18 protein-coding genes are annotated in these 17,867 nt (G+C 44.9%); 9 read left to right on the forward strand and 9 right to left on the reverse strand.

Going from position 1 to position 17,867, the window contains the following annotated elements; all coding sequences use genetic code 11:
* Window positions 1-31: 31 nt before the first annotated feature.
* The 3 genes from A6049_RS02630 to A6049_RS02640 all read right to left on the reverse strand — a co-directional run bounded on the left by A6049_RS02630 (window position 32) and on the right by A6049_RS02640 (window position 2,481).
* Window positions 32-481: a DMP19 family protein gene (locus A6049_RS02630; RefSeq protein WP_063563093.1), complete on the reverse strand. Its 450-nt coding sequence runs from the start codon at window positions 479-481 to the stop codon at window positions 32-34.
* Between the two features lie 5 nt (window positions 482-486).
* Complete coding sequence (locus A6049_RS02635; RefSeq protein ID WP_063563094.1) at window positions 487-945, reverse strand: Imm63 family immunity protein; 459 nt, start codon at window positions 943-945, stop codon at window positions 487-489.
* 66 nt (window positions 946-1,011) lie between these two features.
* Complete coding sequence (locus A6049_RS02640) at window positions 1,012-2,481, reverse strand: protein adenylyltransferase SelO (RefSeq protein WP_063563095.1); 1,470 nt, start codon at window positions 2,479-2,481, stop codon at window positions 1,012-1,014.
* Window positions 2,482-2,704: 223 nt separating this feature from the next.
* Between A6049_RS02640 and A6049_RS02645 the strand changes: the two genes are divergently transcribed.
* Complete coding sequence (locus tag A6049_RS02645) at window positions 2,705-3,145, forward strand: YhfM domain-containing protein (protein ID WP_095205927.1); 441 nt, start codon at window positions 2,705-2,707, stop codon at window positions 3,143-3,145.
* A gap of 147 nt (window positions 3,146-3,292) precedes the next feature.
* On the opposite strand, the gene A6049_RS02650 is transcribed toward A6049_RS02645, so the two are convergent.
* The 4 genes from A6049_RS02650 to A6049_RS02665 all read right to left on the reverse strand — a co-directional run bounded on the left by A6049_RS02650 (window position 3,293) and on the right by A6049_RS02665 (window position 7,018).
* Window positions 3,293-4,609 carry a nucleobase:cation symporter-2 family protein gene (locus tag A6049_RS02650; protein WP_063563096.1) on the reverse strand — a complete coding sequence of 439 codons (1,317 nt, stop codon included), beginning with the start codon at window positions 4,607-4,609 and terminating at the stop codon, window positions 3,293-3,295.
* Window positions 4,610-4,909: 300 nt separating this feature from the next.
* Complete coding sequence (locus A6049_RS02655; RefSeq protein WP_063563097.1) at window positions 4,910-5,209, reverse strand: Dabb family protein; 300 nt, start codon at window positions 5,207-5,209, stop codon at window positions 4,910-4,912.
* A 35-nt stretch (window positions 5,210-5,244) separates the two neighbouring features.
* A complete protein-coding gene (locus A6049_RS02660; RefSeq protein WP_063563098.1) occupies window positions 5,245-5,790 on the reverse strand; it encodes a PadR family transcriptional regulator in 546 nt (181 codons plus the stop codon).
* Window positions 5,791-5,860: 70 nt separating this feature from the next.
* Entirely contained in the window at window positions 5,861-7,018 is a 1,158-nt protein-coding gene (locus A6049_RS02665) for a YhgE/Pip domain-containing protein (protein WP_079693954.1), read from the reverse strand.
* Window positions 7,019-7,115: 97 nt separating this feature from the next.
* Between A6049_RS02665 and A6049_RS02670 the strand changes: the two genes are divergently transcribed.
* On the forward strand, window positions 7,116-8,369 hold the full coding sequence (locus A6049_RS02670) for a cytochrome P450 (protein ID WP_063563099.1): 1,254 nt from the start codon (window positions 7,116-7,118) through the stop codon (window positions 8,367-8,369).
* Between the two features lie 109 nt (window positions 8,370-8,478).
* On the opposite strand, the gene A6049_RS02675 is transcribed toward A6049_RS02670, so the two are convergent.
* The gene (locus tag A6049_RS02675; protein WP_063563100.1) at window positions 8,479-9,063 is read right to left on the reverse strand and encodes a TetR/AcrR family transcriptional regulator; all 585 of its coding nucleotides are present in this window, start codon (window positions 9,061-9,063) and stop codon (window positions 8,479-8,481) included.
* Between the two features lie 230 nt (window positions 9,064-9,293).
* On the opposite strand from A6049_RS02675, the gene A6049_RS02680 reads away from it, so the two are divergent.
* From A6049_RS02680 to A6049_RS02690, 3 genes are all read left to right on the forward strand, one after another.
* Window positions 9,294-10,418, forward strand: a complete 1,125-nt coding sequence (locus A6049_RS02680) for an NADH:flavin oxidoreductase (RefSeq protein ID WP_063563215.1) — start codon at window positions 9,294-9,296, stop codon at window positions 10,416-10,418.
* Between the two features lie 204 nt (window positions 10,419-10,622).
* The gene (locus A6049_RS02685; RefSeq protein WP_063563101.1) at window positions 10,623-11,474 is read left to right on the forward strand and encodes an AraC family ligand binding domain-containing protein; all 852 of its coding nucleotides are present in this window, start codon (window positions 10,623-10,625) and stop codon (window positions 11,472-11,474) included.
* Complete coding sequence (locus A6049_RS02690; protein WP_063563102.1) at window positions 11,471-12,394, forward strand: DMT family transporter; 924 nt, start codon at window positions 11,471-11,473, stop codon at window positions 12,392-12,394. Before A6049_RS02685 ends, A6049_RS02690 begins: the two co-directional genes overlap by 4 nt.
* Window positions 12,395-12,489: 95 nt before the next feature.
* On the opposite strand, the gene A6049_RS02695 is transcribed toward A6049_RS02690, so the two are convergent.
* Window positions 12,490-13,182 (reverse strand): pseudouridine synthase, encoded by a 693-nt coding sequence (locus tag A6049_RS02695; RefSeq protein WP_063563103.1) that lies wholly within the window; start codon window positions 13,180-13,182, stop codon window positions 12,490-12,492.
* 144 nt (window positions 13,183-13,326) lie between these two features.
* On the opposite strand from A6049_RS02695, the gene A6049_RS02700 reads away from it, so the two are divergent.
* The 4 genes from A6049_RS02700 to A6049_RS02715 all read left to right on the forward strand — a co-directional run bounded on the left by A6049_RS02700 (window position 13,327) and on the right by A6049_RS02715 (window position 17,726).
* Window positions 13,327-14,211, forward strand: coding sequence for a hypothetical protein (locus A6049_RS02700; RefSeq protein WP_063563104.1), 885 nt, complete (start codon window positions 13,327-13,329; stop codon window positions 14,209-14,211).
* A gap of 71 nt (window positions 14,212-14,282) precedes the next feature.
* The gene (locus tag A6049_RS02705) at window positions 14,283-14,915 is read left to right on the forward strand and encodes a hypothetical protein (RefSeq protein WP_063563105.1); all 633 of its coding nucleotides are present in this window, start codon (window positions 14,283-14,285) and stop codon (window positions 14,913-14,915) included.
* 273 nt (window positions 14,916-15,188) lie between these two features.
* Window positions 15,189-16,397 carry an MFS transporter gene (locus tag A6049_RS02710; protein WP_063563106.1) on the forward strand — a complete coding sequence of 403 codons (1,209 nt, stop codon included), beginning with the start codon at window positions 15,189-15,191 and terminating at the stop codon, window positions 16,395-16,397.
* 90 nt (window positions 16,398-16,487) lie between these two features.
* Entirely contained in the window at window positions 16,488-17,726 is a 1,239-nt protein-coding gene (locus tag A6049_RS02715) for an aspartate aminotransferase family protein (protein ID WP_024630502.1), read from the forward strand.
* Window positions 17,727-17,867 lie beyond the last annotated feature (141 nt).

Consider the following 17,867-nt stretch of genomic DNA (forward strand, 5'->3'; position numbering starts at 1 on the left):
TAGAGCAACAGATGAATGCCTACGCCAAAGTTTATAAAGACATCTTGTTCAACTTCTCGTGGTAATATGCATAAGCCTTTTCTGCAATCTGATCTTCATTGTTCCAAAATTGCTGATCCAGCACATCAAGATGTTGCTCCTCCTCTACTGTTAGAAACGTAGGAATATCCCACAGTTCAGCAAGTCTTTCATCCTCTCCCAAATGCTTAATGCAGCCATATGCTGACTTTATGATGTCCATTACTTGAGTCGCACCAATGATATGTAATGCCTGCAACGCGTATAGGTATACCTCTTCGCCCCAGTTGCAGAAAAATTGAACAAAACCACCGTTAAAGACGTCCATCTCTAGCAGCCATAAAGCAGCAATTTCCTGTTCATTCGTTGTTAACGCAGCCCAGCCCTGAGCGGATTCATTCTTTTTCCCCACAAAGGTTAACGCATATTCATACCACACATCATTAATATCCTGTTCACTCATGTCAATCACCTCTCTTTTCTTGGTTCCAGTCTCTCCAGATCTTGCCGTTTACCCGTCTGATGCCAATACAAGTAAGGATCTCCAAGCTGTTGGAAAGCCTTCTCAACACTTTGGGTCAATTCTTGCGTCACTGCGTTTGTGTAATTCAAGTGTGTCTGTTTATTATCCACACCATATCGTTTCAGCAATTCCACATGCGCTGCCGTAAAAATGATATCCTCCAGCAGCCAGTAGATTACTTCTTCCGTCTGTTCCATTCTTTTTTCCAACATAACCATGCCACGCTCGTATATACGAACTATATATGCATCATTTTCAATCTCTACATAGGGAACTCCTTCCCCTTTAAAGCTCTCAAACAAGCGGTTAACATAGTCCTCAATCTGCTGCCTGCGGAAGGATGTCCGCTCAAGCAACTGAAAAAGAGTTTTTGCAATCTCTGTTTTGCTTAGTATGTTGGACATAAAATCTCCTTTTGACATGATAATGAAAAAGCTGCCAATGGCAGCCTCTTCATAACAAGTTTTCAATCAGGTTCCACAGAAAGTCCGGTAGGAGGTATCGCACTGCGTAGGCAGTTCCGCGTACTCAGCTTGTTCGGTAGAATGTGCAAACGGGTTGGAAAGAACAGCAAGAAGTTTCTCCATCACACTAAGATCTCCGTGATTCTCCGCTCGGTCCAGTGCTTCTTCCACCCGATGATTACGAGGAATCACCGCTGGGTTGCTAGTTCTCATCAATTGCTGCGATTCTTCTTTCCCTTCCTGCTGTCTGCCTAATCTTGCCTGGCGACGCTCATTCCACTCCGCAAACTCTGAAGTATCGAATAAAGGAGCTCCGTTGAGCGTATCAAAGGTCAGTGCGAGAAACGTATTTGTGTAATCTGCACTATGCTTCTCCATCAATTCAAGAAGATCCCTGATTAGCGCTTCATCCTCAGCCTCTTCATTAAACAAGCCCAGCTTGCTCCGCATTCCCGAGAGCCAGTGGTGGTGATACAATTCAGAGAATTGTGCAATCGCATCCTGAGCGATTTGTACAGCCTGTTCTTCATCCTCATGCAGCAGTGGCAGAAGCGTCTCGGCAAACCGAGCCAGATTCCAGCCGCCAATATACGGTTGATTTCCATATGCATACCGACCTTGCGTGTCAATGGAGCTAAATACCGTCGCTGGATTGTAGGCATCCATAAACGCACACGGCCCATAATCGATGGTTTCACCACTGATGGCCATATTATCTGTATTCATTACGCCATGAATGAAACCAACCTGTTGCCACTTGGCGATAAGTGAAGCCTGTCGACGAATGACTTCCTGAAGTAACTGGAGATAGCGATTATCGGCTTCGGCAATATCGGGAAAATGCCGTTTCAGTGTATAGTCAGCCAATGCTCTGAGCTCATCAATCGATCCCCATCTGGCTGCGTATTGGAAGGTTGCTACACGTAAATGACTTGAAGCCACCCGAGTCAGGATTGCACCAGGTCGCTCTGTTTCGCGTGTAATGTTTTCTCCAGTAGATACAACCGCCAGACTTCGCGTTGTTGGAATACCCAGTGCATACATCGCTTCACTAATAATATATTCACGCAGCATTGGCCCAACAGCAGCACGTCCATCGCCTCCGCGAGAATATGGGGTTCTTCCCGAACCTTTCAGCTGGATATCCACTCGCTCGCCTTGTGGCGTGATCTGTTCTCCCAGCAGCAAAGCCCGTCCATCACCAAGCATGTTAAAATTACCGAATTGATGACCCGCATAGGCCTGAGCGAGAGGCTCGGCACCTTCCGGAATCAGGTTACCTGCAAACACCTCTGCTCCTTCATCACTGTTAAGAGCCTCAGCATTCAGCCCCAGGCTGGCTGCAAGCGATGTATTGAAGATGATCAACTTCGGTGATTGAACAGGTACCGCACCCTGATTTGTAAAAAAGGTCTGTGGCAAACGTCCATAACTGTTGTCGAAGTGCCACCCTTTTTTCAGCGTTTCTTGTTGCATGTGATCACAACTCCTTTTCTGTAACCAAGCGATATCAGGATATCCCTTCGTTTTATTTTAGCCTTGTGAACCAATGCTCATTTATGTAGTCGCATGGAAATTCAACGGAAAGAACATGTAGCATGTTCATGATGAAACTTTAGCATATTTATATCCCTTTTGCATTCATCCTGCTGTAACTTTCATACCCGGGACACCGTTTAGAGATCAAGGGGTGATCAAATTGAGAAAATACATCTATTGGATTGGGTCTATAACACTTTTGTTTATGTGCCTTACGGGTTGTTCAGCGGACAACATACAATCAAAGGGAAATCAGGTTATCGTTCAACAACCGGTTGAGAGCTCCAATCAATATACCCTGTATAGAAAAATTACCGATCCAGCACAGGTGCAAGCCATCAGGAACATCACCGCCTCTATCCCGTCGAACAATACTATAGCGGATATGGTGCGACCTCCGGATTATAAATTCTTTTTCAAGAAAAAGAACACAGATTCCTCAGATAAAAGTGTCATCTATAACCTCTGGATCAGTCCCCATCAGGATCAGGTTGAAATCATCATTGAAAGTAAACCTACTTATGTTCAATTAACTAAGAAGAAATCTGCAAAACTTTTCGAACTCATCACAGGTGAAAAGCTTCCGGGGGATGTTGAGTAAAAATATCCAATTGTACTCTGCAGTTTACCCAAAATAAAGACCCAAGAGGTTCATTGGCAAGGGGAGTCATTCCGATCATTCCACCTCAACCAATACATCTTGGGTCTGTTCCATTTATTCAGATCGCATACCTGTTACAAGACAATCTTAAGTATGTGCTTCTTGAGCTTGTACAGGCTGTACGGGCAGACTCTCTTTTTTAAATCCGAGGTTAAAGAAAACATTGAGCAGGATGGCACACAGACTGCCTGTGATAATACCATCCCCAACAATAATGCGGATACTTTGAGGCAGCTGGGCAAACAGATCCGGCACAGCCGTGACGCCAAGACCGAGTGAAACCGAACAAGCAACGATTAACAGATTGGATTGCTTGCTGAAATCCACATGTTGCAGCATTTTAATCCCGGATGAGACTACCATGCCGAACAGAACAACCGTTGCCCCGCCGAGTACCGCGCTGGGAATAATCGTTGCGAATGCCGCAACTTTGGGGATCAGTCCAAGAAAAATCAGAATACCTCCGGCTGCAACAACCACATTGGTCGTTTTCACTTTGGAGAGCTGAACCAAACCGACATTCTGAGCAAATGTGTTATACGGAAAAGCATTGAAGATACCACCAAGTACAAATGCCAGACCTTCTGCGCGGTATCCTCGTGCCAAATCCTTTTCGTTAATCGGTTGATCACAGATTTTGCTCAAGGCCATAAACACACCTGTAGATTCGATAATGACAACTGTGCCGACAATAATCATGGTAATGATCGGACCGATTTCGAAGGTAGGCCATCCAAAGTAAAAGGGCTGGGGCAAATGAAACCAAGAGGCTTCCTGTACAGAGCTGAAATTCACTTTCCCCATGATGGCAGCGACGAGGGTACCCACAATAATACCGAGGAGAACTGCGAGGGATTTGACAAAGCCGCGAGCATATCGATTCAGCACCAGAATGAAGAGCAATACCCCGAATGAGAGCGCCAGATTGTCCAGACTTCCGAAATTCTCACTGTTTGCTCCACCTGCCATGTTCTTGATGCCTGTTGGAATTAACGCCAGACCAATAATGGTTACGACTGTTCCAATCACAACGGGAGGAAACAGTTTGACGATTTTACTAAAGAAAACAGCACATATAACGATGAATATCCCTGCTGCTATGATGGAACCGTAAATGGCCGGAATTCCATATTGTGATCCAATCGCAATCATGGGAGTCACAGCAACAAATGAGCTTCCAAGAACCGCTGGCAAGCCAATCCCCAAATACTTCCCTTTACGTGCTTGAAGCCATGTCGCGATACCACAGGTTAACAGGTCAATCGATACCAGATACGCCAATTGTTCCGCAGTCAGGTTTAACGCTCTTCCCACAAGCAGCGGAACCAAAATGGCCCCGGCATACATCGCCAATACGTGCTGAATTCCCAGTGAAAAAATCCTCATTCTCTTGGTTTCTCTCATCCCTACCTGCCCCCTGTAATTTAGAATCACTTTACCGCTGCAAAAATCATGTTATGTTGATTCACATTATATAAACAATTGCGGGAAGTTCCATGATCCATAACATAGAATTGTTGCAGGTTATAAAGAGACCTCATTATATTGGGCATTTTGTACAAAAAGGAATGAAAACACCTCCTTCTTTTGTTATATTATCTCACATAAAAAAGGCTAGCCAGAAAATTCTGACTAACCTGATCATATGAAAGACACCGCCATGGCGACTTCTTATGCATAATATATTATGGACAATATGCAGACTCAGATCGAATAATCGACCACAATTACATTCTCCAGCCACTCATTCAGGGAGGCTACAAATGCCTGATGTGCAGGATGCGGGCCATAAGCACGCAGCGCTTCCTGATCTTCAAATGTCACTCTCAGGCCAAGTGTGAAGCCCTGAATATGATCCGTCTCCTCTGTTACATTAATACCTGCGGTGAGATCCACAATTCCAGGAATCTGTTCCTGTAACGCGAGTAATTGAGCTACCAATTCTTGCTGTTTGACCGTAGTGATTTTATCGTTCAATTTGAATGCGACCAAATGTTCATACATTATCTTTTCACCTCATTCCTTTAACGAGTAGTGATTTAGCTTTTTAATACTCTGCTCTGAACATGATGCAGAAGTTTCTGAAGCCAGATCATATCACTCTGAATGGAGTGGTACGCGTGATCTCGCATCAACAACAGTGCATCTTTCAGATCCTCCTCCACATCAATCTCCTGAGGTGTATGAGATTCAATATATTCCAGCCTCTTATTCATCTTCTCAATAATATCCTCAATCAAATACGCGATCTTCTGATTATCCACCTTATCCAAATGGACCAACGCAGCGTATAAGGACTGTACATTCGTAAACTTCTGGAACACCTTATATATGCTCTGTTCAAGGGACTGACGTCCTTTTTCGGTAATTCCATATGTCGTTTTGTCTGGTCGATTTTCACTCTGAATTGTTTCTACCTTCTCAATAAGACCCTTCTTCAGCAACACTTCAAAATTATAATAAATGGTACCTTCGGTAATCTTGGCATCCGTTTGATCCAGATGTTTCCCAATTCGCTTCTTAATATCATAGGGATAATAATTCCCTTCACTTAGTGCACCGAGTATAAATATTTGAATCGACATGTGACTGCCCCCATTCTGCTAATCGAAGGGCATAGCTTCTTCTTCATCGCCTACCCTCATATCTTCTATTTTATATCATAACGGGCTGTTGTACAGACTCCTGTGTGGTACTAGTTTGCTTGGCTTTTTTGAAATGATGAATGGCTGTATTGATAACAAAGGCTCCCACACCAACCAATGCCAGCCCAACAGCATAATGCACCGTTCGTCCCCCACCGAAGAGAATATTGTAATCCAGATGCGTTGAATAGAACATCGGTGTGATTTGACTTACGAATTTGAAATATCCTGGCATCATCTCCGGTGACATGGACGTCCCGTTTGCAATGGATTGGCTGAGTACGAATATCATATTGATCAGCATTCCGCCTTGACCCAGAAGCATGATAAAGATACTTGTAAACTCAATCGACACAAACAACTGCAAACTATGCACCATCCACAGTTTCAAAAACGCTTCCACGCCATACCCTTGCACCATAAAATAAATGCCTATCCCTACAAGTGGAGCAAGGATGGAAACAAGCAGGTTGACTCCTCGCATTGCAAAGAATGCTTTCCATTTCCCCATCTGTCCTTGCAGTTGTTTCATGCCGCCAATGCTTTGCATCGCATAGATCATGGCTCCAACATAGAGCGCCATGGTGATAAACATCGGTGCCATCTGATTTTGCATGCCTGCTGGTTGCGGGTTGCTCAGAACGATGTCGGATGATACTTTGTCCATGGTCGATTCCACAATCTGTTTCGATTGCTCCGCAGGAACCTGCATACTGCTCAGCACACCCTCAAAGCTCTGTGCCTGAACCTGAGCACCGATCTGCGCAGTGATTTGAGCAGCTACATTTTTCATTGAACTGGTGATCGTTGTTGGGTTCGATTCATTAATCAGGTACTGGAGCTGAGCTTTACCGCCTTGTTCAGACAGTTTCTCCGTAAAATCACCCGGTATACGTATGATCATATGAATATCCCGATCTTCAAGCCCTGTCTTTGCCTGTTGCAATGATTCGTTGGTTACTACCTTAAATGGCAATTGTTCTTGCAATTTTTGTACAAACTCAGTACCGGATTGCTGGTCCTCGTTGACAATGGCCACCGTAAGATTGGTTACATTTTTGGGGATTGCACTATATCCCGACATAAAAACGGTCAACATTACAATCTGATAAAAAACGATCATGAATATGCCTGCCTTGACTCCGCCGTGCTTCAGTATGTTCTTCACTCTTTACTCCACCTTGTTGTTTTAATTTAAACTACTTGAATTAAAGTACTCTTATTTGTTATATTTGTCAATGAGACCAACCAAGGAGGCGAAACGAATGACGAAGAGCTCTATTATTTCTCTGTCAGAAATCACGAATTTCCAATCGAAAGAAGAAGAATTCAGTCCCTACCGTTGGTATCGCAGCATGTTGAATCAGGAACCTGTCATCTACAATGAAGAGACCGATTCCTGGCATATATTCAAGTATGATCTTGTCAAAACCGTGCTTAATGATCACGAGCACTTCTCCAGTGTGAGAAAAAGATCAATTGTGAACATCGGATATTCAAGTGAAGAAAAAGGTGCGGACAGCGAGCATCACATGCCGGACAAGCTGGATATTCACAATGTAGATCCGCCGGATCATCGCAAGCGGAGATCATTGCTGGCAAGTGCGTTTACACCGAGAAGTCTCAAGCTTTGGGAACCGAGAATACAGGCAGTGGCCGAAGAGCTAATTAAAGAGTTTGAGCATCAATCAGAAGTGGACATTGTTGAAGCTTATACGAGCATGTTTCCTGTCATTATCATGTCTGACCTGCTTGGCGTTCCTTCCAAAGATCGTCATTTGTTCAAGGGTTGGGTGGACACCATGTTTATGCCCACTACCGATGCCACCTTTGATCAAATTAACGAAATGAAAAAGATTGCCGGCGAAGAATATTTTAAATACTTGTATCCCTTCGTTGTGTCCAAAAGATCCAATCTGGGAGAAGATATCATATCCGACCTGATCCAGGTGGAAGTGGATGGCGAGCACTTTACGGATGAAGAGATTGTGCGAACCACCATGTTTATTCTGGGTGCTGGCATAGAAACAACAAGCAACCTGCTGGCCAACTCGTTCTATGCCCTTCTGTATGATCAACCGGAATTGTATGCCGAACTCAGGGATAACCTTGAGCTTGTTCCAGCCGCGGTAGAGGAAATGCTGAGATATCGCTTTCACATCAGCAAAATGGACCGGATGGTCAAAGAGGATAACGATCTGCTTGGTGTTAAACTGAAAAAGGGAGACGCTATCGTAGCGTGGATGAGTGCAGCCAATATGGATGAGAACATGTTCGAAGACCCGTTCACCTTAAATATTCATCGATCGAACAATAATAAACAGCTTGCATTTGGTTTTGGTACTCACTTCTGTCTGGGGGCACCACTGGCGCGTCTGGAAGCCAAAATTGTACTGACCACATTCCTAAAAACCTTCACCAGCATTGAACCCGTGGAAGGATTCAATCTGGAGGAAAACCTGACTGCCTCTGCGGCCGGACAATCTTTAACGACCCTTCCGCTGAAGCTATATACGTAAATTCATCTGACGTAAATTCATTTATGAATTGATAATCTTCACTATATTTTCGATGGATAAAATCAAAACAAAAAGAGCAGATCTCATCTACTCTTTCTTTCTACATTCGTTAATTCAGTAAACCTGTTCCATTCATCATAAATGGCACCACTCGCTCAGCCAATTCAGCCGGAGATTCCTGTCTCTCCTCCAAATTCCAGCGATACGTCACCCCATAGATGGACCAGCTCAGCATCGTTGCCAAATACGCCAATGTTTTGGGTGGCTCTGCTCCATCTGTTTGACTCATGGCAAGCTCCAGAACGAGCTTCTCTAACTGGGCCTTAATATTTTCTTCAAAGATTGGCGCTACGGACTCATATTTCTTGATACATTGGTTGCTTGAATCATGATAATTACATAACGAGATCACCAGTTGCTTCAGGGTCTCTTCTGTCAAATGTGCCTCTGCATCAATCTGTTTGAGCACATATTCTTGGAAAGCATAGGACAAAACGGATTCAAGCAGTTCATATTTGTCTGCAAAATGGGCATAGAATGTGGCCCGGTTAATCGTCGCCTTTTGTGTAATATCCTGAACTGTGATGGCTGAGAAATCCTTTTTATTCAAATGATAAAAAAACGCATCCTGAATTAATTGACGGGTTCGGATCACCCGTGGATCATTGGGATTTGGAGAAAACTCACCTGACATATACAAAGTGTCCCTTCTAATCGATCTTGTAATCAAACTTCTTAATGCTCTGCTCCTATTATAAATAGCTCCTGTTAGCTCAACAAGTAATCCGGGGTTAAACCAACATTATTATGGTCGCTTCGCTTAAGCAACACATTGGATAAATCGTCGGTTGATGCAGCCACTCTCCATTGATAATATTGCACTCGTACCCCGCTTGGAGGTGCACTATTATGGAGGTGTTTGACTTGAGTAATCATCAACAACAAGTTCAATCCACGGAAAATCTGTTTCAACCTTATACGATTCATAACTTAACCCTGCAGTCTCGCATCGTTATGCCCGCTATGGGTCGGGCTTTCTCACCCGATGGTGTACCGGGTACCGATGTAGCGGCTTATTATCGCAGACGTGCCGAAAATGGCGTCGGACTTATTATTACCGAAGGTGTAACCATTGATCATCCGGCGGCAACCAGCGAACCGCGTGTTCCCCGTTTTCATGGTGAAGAAGCATTGAACGGCTGGGCAGAAGTCGTCAGACAAGTTCATGAAGCAGGGGGCAAGATTTTTCCTCAGCTCTGGCATATGGGTATGGCTCGTCCAGCGGGATCGCAGCCTCATCCGGAAGCTCCATCCATTGGACCGTCGGGTATTGATCTCGAGGGAAATCTGACGGGTGAACCGATGACAGACGAAGAAATCGCCAACATCATTCAGGCTTTTGTGGACGCAGCAGTTCATGCCAAACAGCTTGGGTTTGACGGCATTGAAATTCAAGGAGCACATGGTTACCTGGTTGACCAATTCTTCTGGGACAGAACAAATACACGGACAGACCGCTACGGCGGTGATCTTATCAAGCGTACGCAATTCACTACCGAACTTATTCAAGCAATCCGTTCTGCCGTGGGTCCCGATTACCCGATTGCCATTCGTTTGTCGCAATGGAAAATGAGTGATTATTACGTCAAACCGCTGGACACACCAGATAAGCTGGAGTTATTCCTGAATGTGTTGGTAGAGGCCGGCGTCGATATATTCCATTGCTCAACACGACGTTTCTGGGAGCCGGAATATGAAGGTTCGGAACTTGGATTTGCCGGCTGGGTGAAAAAACTGACAGGCAAGCCAACGATAGCCGTGGGTTCTGTCGGTCTGGATGATGAATTTACAAGTCTCTATACGGAAGGTAAAGGTGCAGGACACAAGGATTTAGATGATCTTCTCCTTCGTTTGGACCAGCAGGAATTTGATCTGGTTGCCGTTGGACGCGCACTACTGGCTGATCCGGCGTGGGCTGTGAAAATCCGTGATGGCCGTGTGAATGAAATTCAGGCTTTTTCGCCAGAAGCACTTGCTACGTTGCTATAACAATAATTTAGGTTCAAATTAATATTGTTATTCATTAAATGAGCTATAATTGAACCAAAATACTCGTCATCCATCTAGTTAGGGACAGCGGGTATTTTGGTTTTTTACATGTTTGAACAAAACAGAGCGAGCAATATCGTCCAAGAAAGTTCCTTCTTTTCATATTATAATGACATTTAACTTACCAGAAAGAAGGTGCAGCAGGTGACTCGCGAAGTGCGAACCGTCGTGTTCGATACCGATTTACAGCTCGAAGCCTATCAATTTGAAGGTATTATGCAGAAATTCCCCAATCATTTTCATGACTATTACGTCATTGGATTTATTGAGCAAGGCAAGCGCCATCTCGTATGTAATAACGAAGAATATATCCTGAACACTGGAGACATGATTATTTTTAATCCGCATGATCCCCATGCCTGCGAACAGGTGGACGGCAGAACTCTGGATTATCGCTGCATCAACATTCAACCTGAGGTCATGCGCCAATATGTGCTGGAAATTACCGGACAAGATTATTTGCCACGGTTTACTTCCCCTGTTCTCTATCAGAGCGAACATGTTACTTCTTTGCATGAGCTGCATCAGATGATCTTGGAAGAGCAAGCTGACTTTCACAAAGAAGAACTGCTGCTCTTTCTGCTGGAACAGCTGATGAGAGAATATGCCGATGCCGAACCGCCCATTTCCGCCCAGGACGTCACCATCGAGATTAGACTCATATGCGAGTACATAGAGACTCATTATATGGAGAGCATTACGCTGAACCAATTAGTCGAGTTAACAGGGCTGAGCAAATACCATCTGTTGCGTTTGTTCACTCGGCAAAAAGGGATATCTCCCTACCGCTACCTGGAAACAATTCGCATCAATCAGGCCAAACGGCTATTGGAACAAGGCCAGCTTCCGATTGAGGTCGCAGCGCAGACCGGTTTCAGTGACCAGAGTCACTTTACGAATTTTTTCAAAAAGCTAATTGGCTTGACCCCCAAGCAATACAGACGCATCTTCAACCATGAATTGGATCCAAAGCGCACAGCGGATGATCTGTCATGACAGGTCAGAACAAAATTTCCACTGGACACCTGCTAGCCTTACTTACGATCCTGATCTGGGGAACAACGTTTATCTCCACCAAGGTGCTGCTGATCGATTTCACGCCGGTGGAGATTCTCTTTTTCCGTTTCGTGATTGGCTATGTGGTGCTCTTCCTGATCTATCCGCAGTTAATGCGAATTACCTCACTCCGAGAAGAAATGCTGTTTATCGTTGCTGGATTATGCGGGGTTACGTTATATTTTCTCATTGAAAATATTGCACTGGTGTACACCTTAGCTTCCAATGTAGGTGTTATTGTTTCGATTGCCCCTTTCTTTACCGCAGTCCTTGCACATTTCTTCCTGGATGGAGAGAGATTGCAAAAGCGGTTTATCTTGGGCTTCGCCATTGCCTTGTCTGGCATTATCCTTATTGGATTCAACGGCAGTTTCATTCTGCAACTGAATCCCCTGGGGGATCTGCTCGCTTTCGTGGCACCTGCTGTATGGGCGATCTACTCTGTTCTCATGCGCAAAATAGGTGAACTTCCCTATCACACCATCGGTGCTACACGCAAAGTATTCTTTTATGGACTATTATTCATGCTGCCGGCTTTGTTCCTGTTCGAATTCCACTTCGATCTCGGGCGCTTCGCCAACATGACCAACCTCTCGAACCTTCTCTTTCTCGGACTGGGTGCCTCGGCCTTATGTTTTGTAACCTGGAACCGGGCAGTGAGTCTGCTGGGAGCCGTCAAAACAAGTGTGTACATTTATTTGGTGCCTGTCATTACTGTCGTCGCTTCTGCACTGATTCTACATGAACGGATTACCTGGATAACGCTGCTTGGCGCTCTATTAACGTTGCTCGGATCATTTATCTCAGAGAAGAAAGTACACAGAAAAGACCACCGTAGTACGTTGCCAGAACTTGAATAGTATATGGTTTCATCGTCCAAAACTCAAAGAAAGGCATTAATCCATTACGGATTAGTGCCTCTTCATTTTGCCAGGACATTGAGCAGATGCAACTTCTAATTCAACATGGACAGAAGATTCACCAGCTCCTGCTTCTCCAGATGTCTCCATTGTCCACGTTCCAGTCCATCCAGCGTAACATTCATAATTCGGATGCGCTCCAGCTTGAGCACTCTGTATCCCAAGGCTTTGCACATTCTGCGGATTTGCAGATTAAGCCCCTGAGTCAAAATGATACGAAATACGTTCTCACTATGCTTATATACCTCACACGGTTTCGTCACCACATTCATAATCTCAACCCCTTGCGACATCGCCCGTACGAATTCGTCTGTCACTGGTTTATCTACGGTTACTACGTATTCCTTGTCGTGGTTATGCTCCGAACGCATCATCTTGTTCACAATGTCCCCGTCGTTCGTCAGAAAAATCAATCCCTCGGACGCCTTATCCAGCCTGCCAATCGCAAAGATACGCGAGGGATAATTCACATACTGAATGATGTTTCCCTCCACCTGTTCGGCTGCGGTGCAGACAATGCCGATGGGTTTATTCAGAGCAAGGTAAACAGGCTCGCGATCATTGTAAGGAATCTCCTGACCATCAATGAGCACAATATCCTCAGGCTCCACGTCCGCTCCTTTTTCACATACTTTACCATTAATCGTAATGCGCCCGGCTGCAATTAATCGGTTCGTTTCCCTGCGGGAGCAGTATCCTGTTTCACTTATGTATTTGTTAATTCGCATGCTCCACCACCACTTTGTTCAATAGGTTAGTACCTTGTACTGATTTTCATCAAACATCATCTCACTTATAATGAAACGAAGCAAATAAATTGTTATTCGGAGGTACATAGGTAATCCAAAATAAACTATGGAAAGGAGTTAACCATGGACAAAAAGTGTATGAGAGTCCTTAAAAAGTTATATTTTCACGCCAATGGTGATTATGACAGAGCACGTGAAGTAATGATCTATCAAACGGATACACTTACTCCTGCCGAACAATATATACTGACTTCAGTGGGCTGGGTGGCTAATGATCTGGAGATGGTCCACCATGATGATATCATTCAACGACTAATCGCTTTCCAGCAGAATGAACGTCTATCCTGGTCAACGATTACCCAAGCATTTATTGCAGGTGTCGGGGGCAGTTATCCTCGAGGCATATCTACGCTCGCAAGCTACCATATGATGATTCACTCAGAGCCACATGCTTACGAAGAGACTGAACAGTTCCTGGCTTGCAGAGTTTGCGGTTTCAGTCATAGCGATGAGAGCTGGAAGAATCTATCCAATATCCGTTACGCCCTTCACCAGGGTTATGATTACAGTGGCACAAGCGTAGGTGCATACGCCGATCTGACAGAGTTTGTCACCATACTTGAGCAAGGACCAATTAAACCGACTCCCGAGGATATCACCACATTCAATCAACTGCTTCGCATGCTGGATCAGGCTGAAGACGAAGAGTCTCCGGGGAAATTTGAGAAACGACTCACTGCAGAGAGATTAGTCAAAGGACACGCCGGGATTCGCCGAAGTATTCTTCAAGCGCTGTCCAGAGTAGGTGTACTGCCCAATCAGGTTCTCTCCCTCAGTACAGACCATTGGACCAACAACGAGCATATCCTGAACGGTGAGTTGCTGCTTAATAATACCAAAGGCCGCTCTGATATGGAGATGCCTTGGGCTGGCTGGCAAGGTAAACTAGGCGTCGATTGGGACAAAGCACGCAAGCTGTTTGGAAATGCGATTCAAGTCAAAGACTGAACGGTCAGCCCGTCATAATTAATGTGTTGTCCGTTTAAACAGCTTAATCCAGACACAAAGAGGAGTTTACCATGCACAAAGTTAACCAGCTTTCAATTGACCCTGATGTTCTGAACCAGAATACTGGCATATGGATTGGCGGAGAAATCGCATATGTTACAGATTGGCCGCTTAATCAGGAGAGCCAACCCTTGTTGCATCTGTTCTCCATTGATTGCAATACACTTTTACAACAGATGCATGTCCCTTCGTTGCCACCCGGGAAGTACATTTCGGTCTTCTCCACCTATTCCGCTTCGGAATACTTTTTGGACCAGGTAACCTATACGGGGGATGAGCTGGAATGGAAGGAGAATATTCTCGCTGGATGTACATATGTATCCGTATCTTCAGAGCCACTAACTTCCGTATGTCCCATTCAATCCATTCCTTTATGCGGAGTAGGATTGACGGAAGTAGAGATCGAGGAACAGGATTTCCCTGCCTTTTCATTTTTCTCTTCCATGCTACCAAAAGGTGTGAACGGAATTAGCCATTTGTTAGAGGACTATCAATTCGTTGGTCAGATTTATTCCGGGGATTTCCCCCATCCCTATCAGGATATACTGGGACTTTCCGATGCAAACGGATATTTGTTATTACGAACTGGCCCCGCATCTGCTCAGGCACCCTTGGATGGAATTTTCTTTGTGCAGACTGCTTAGTGGGACGACAGCTCAAGTTAAATCATATTCGGATTAATGTTCCCGAACGTCAAGAAGTTTCCTGTCTATTACAGACAAGGAAACTTTTTTTTTGCTTCGACACGAAATCGTTTTAGGTTGAACATTGTGTGAGAAAGATCATTCATTCGTCAAAATTTAACATTATTTTACAATAAAAAGCATGTACAATTGCATAATTATGGTATAAGTTATATACGAAAGAAACATTATTTACATAATATAAAATTTATATCCATCTTAGGAGGACAACTTATGAGAAGAATTTTCGCTTTAAGCTGCGGTTTTTATCTGTTAATCGGCATAACCAGCGTTGTACTCGGTGCACTTCTACCCGTTTTATTGACACATTATGAGCGTGGTTATAGTGATGGCGGATTTTTGTTGTTTCTGCAGTTCCTTGGTTTTCTTGTCGGGGTGCTCGTTGCTCCTTCCATGACTGCCCGCATCGGCAGAAAATCCATGTTAACCATCGCACTGATCTGTATTGTGGCCGCCTATGCCGTTCTCGGATTCTTGCCATCCTGGACAGTTGTTCTTCTTCTAACCATTATTGTCGGGTTTGGGTCTGGTATCATTGAGCCCTCCGTTGGTGCGTTTACGATAGAATTCACGGAAAATCAGAAAGCAGTCGCAATGTCCAAGCTTGATGTGTACTTTGCCCTCGGAGCACTTCTCATTCCGGCAGTCGCTGCCTTATACATTTGGCTGGATCTTTGGCATCTTACGTTTTATACCGTTTCCGCGTTATCCCTTATTCTCATGCTGTTATGGGTGACCATGCCCACCTCCGCCGCTTCTTATCTGAAACAAGCTGGTGAAAACACCGTTGGACATGCAACGGGCAGGGCCCAGTATTCCAGAAAACATATGGGGCTGCTCACCATCTTCGTCATCTTTTTCTTCGTTTACATGGGTCTGGAGTTAGGCCTGATGAACTTCCTGCCTTCCATCCTGGTCGAACGATTGCAGTTACAGGAGTCTGTCGCTTCACTCAGCGTATCCATCCTATGGATTGCCATGATTATCGGTCGTCTTTTTTCCGGAAAAATTGCTGAAGCTGTCAACTACATGCCTTTCCTGATCTGGAGTACGGTAGGTACACTTCTGTTCGCCGTTGCCATGGTGTTCGTTACGGGCCAATGGGCAACATACCTGCTAATCTTCGGAACCGGATTGTTCATGTCAGGGCTGTTCTGTATTGCACTGGTCTATGCCAACATTTTGATTCCGGGCATGACTGAGCGCACAACCAGCATCCTGATTGCATCAGGGGGTATCGGTGGCGCCATTCTGCAGTATGTAACCGGATGGAGCATGAGTGCGTGGCCTGTAGTGAACACGATCTGGATTTTGGCCGGATTTTGTCTGATTTTGCTACTCACTCTCGTACTCTCTCATCTCTGGAATGTAAGGAACAGCGCCGTAAGTGGAACTCTCGCACATCAGAGTAAAGAGATTTAAACGTTGCTTCTTGAGAGGGGTGATGCCCACGTAATCCGAAATTATTGATCTTCGTTCAGGCTAGTACATTACATTTATGGAGGGAATCGTATGCAAACCTTAACCAAAAACCGTTTCAGAACCGGACAAGGGATTAAGTTGATTGACGATGCAGGCGTTGAATATCTGGATGGTGTGTCCGGTACGTTCAACCTGTCACTGGGCTACAATCACCCGCATGTCGTGAGCAAAATTCAGGAACAAGTCGGCAATCTGACGCATATGTCTTCCTCCTTCACAGAACCGTATGTGGATGAAGTGCTCGATCATCTGATTGAATATGCTCCAAACGACATTAATGCCGGATGGATGCGGGATATTACGGGCTCAACCGCCAATGAATGTGCCACCAAAATTGCACAGAAATACACGCAATCCACAGACATTATCAGCCTGTACCTGTCCCATCATGGTCAGACCCAGTTTGCAACAGGGATTTCGGGAAATGCCTTCCGGCGGAAACGGTTTCCAAATTCGGCTGTTGCCAACTCCGTTCATGTGCCTGCACCATACTGCTATCGTTGCCCATTCAAATCCTCAAGCGGAGACTGCGGATATCAATGCGTTGAAGCTATCTCCGATGCCATAGAATATGCGAGTTCCGGCTCAGTCGCCTGCATGATTATTGAACCGATCCTCGGCAATGGCGGCAATATCATTCCTCCTGCTGGTTATTTCAAGCGCCTGCGTAAACTGTGTGATGAGTACAATATCATTCTTATTGCCGACGAAGTACAGACGGGAATCGGACGTACCGGGTATATGTTTGCCAGCGAACTGTTCGATATCCAGCCTGACATGATTACCCTTGCCAAAGGTCTCGGTGGTATCGGTGTGCCTGTTGCTGCGGTATTGATGCAGTCCCGATTAAATGTACTGGAAAAGCATGAACATTCCTTCACCTCAGGAAGCAATCTGATCTCTGTAACCGCAGCCAAATCTACCTTGGAGGTTGTATCCGAACCCGGATTCCTGGATGACGTGAAACGCAAAGGTGAAATTTTAGGTGGATTACTGCAAGATTTGGCCATGAAATATCCAAGCATTGGTGAAGCTCGCGGAGTCGGCCTGATGTGGGGATTGGAAATGGTGGGTGACAATAATGAACCGGATACGGATAAAACCAACGCCATTATCGACCGTGCCTTCACGGATGAGCATCTGATTTTAAGAGGATCACGTTACGGCTTCGGGAACGTAGTTAAGGTCAGACCATCGCTTACCACAACAGAAGATGAGTTGGTTGAAATTGTAGAGCGACTCGATTCGGTGCTTGCCAGCGTCCATTAATACGTTTCAATGCCATTGCTCGTAGTGGTCGTTTCGGTTACGAACCGTTCTTCTGATCGCTGTTATCCCCGGATTTATTTGATTTCCCTTTTCCGAGGGAAAAATCCGTTGATAGCGTATGCTTCCGAAGCAGCTTTCTTT

The sequence above is a fragment of the Paenibacillus sp. O199 genome (assembly GCF_001636635.1).
GTDB lineage: Bacteria > Bacillota > Bacilli > Paenibacillales > Paenibacillaceae > Paenibacillus > Paenibacillus marchantiae.

Coding starts and splice junctions, on each gene's coding strand:
- A6049_RS02705 (WP_063563105.1), top strand. CDS start 14,283: ATGCACAAAGTTAACCAGCTTTCAATTGACCCTGATGTTCTGAACCAG.
- A6049_RS02660 (WP_063563098.1), bottom strand. CDS start 5,790: ATGTCGATTCAAATATTTATACTCGGTGCACTAAGTGAAGGGAATTAT.
- A6049_RS02630 (WP_063563093.1), bottom strand. CDS start 481: ATGAGTGAACAGGATATTAATGATGTGTGGTATGAATATGCGTTAACC.
- A6049_RS02710 (WP_063563106.1), top strand. CDS start 15,189: ATGAGAAGAATTTTCGCTTTAAGCTGCGGTTTTTATCTGTTAATCGGC.
- A6049_RS02690 (WP_063563102.1), top strand. CDS start 11,471: ATGACAGGTCAGAACAAAATTTCCACTGGACACCTGCTAGCCTTACTT.
- A6049_RS02695 (WP_063563103.1), bottom strand. CDS start 13,182: ATGCGAATTAACAAATACATAAGTGAAACAGGATACTGCTCCCGCAGG.
- A6049_RS02675 (WP_063563100.1), bottom strand. CDS start 9,063: ATGTCAGGTGAGTTTTCTCCAAATCCCAATGATCCACGGGTGATCCGA.
- A6049_RS02715 (WP_024630502.1), top strand. CDS start 16,488: ATGCAAACCTTAACCAAAAACCGTTTCAGAACCGGACAAGGGATTAAG.
- A6049_RS02670 (WP_063563099.1), top strand. CDS start 7,116: ATGACGAAGAGCTCTATTATTTCTCTGTCAGAAATCACGAATTTCCAA.
- A6049_RS02650 (WP_063563096.1), bottom strand. CDS start 4,609: ATGAGAGAAACCAAGAGAATGAGGATTTTTTCACTGGGAATTCAGCAC.
- A6049_RS02635 (WP_063563094.1), bottom strand. CDS start 945: ATGTCCAACATACTAAGCAAAACAGAGATTGCAAAAACTCTTTTTCAG.
- A6049_RS02700 (WP_063563104.1), top strand. CDS start 13,327: ATGGACAAAAAGTGTATGAGAGTCCTTAAAAAGTTATATTTTCACGCC.
- A6049_RS02640 (WP_063563095.1), bottom strand. CDS start 2,481: ATGCAACAAGAAACGCTGAAAAAAGGGTGGCACTTCGACAACAGTTAT.
- A6049_RS02655 (WP_063563097.1), bottom strand. CDS start 5,209: ATGTATGAACATTTGGTCGCATTCAAATTGAACGATAAAATCACTACG.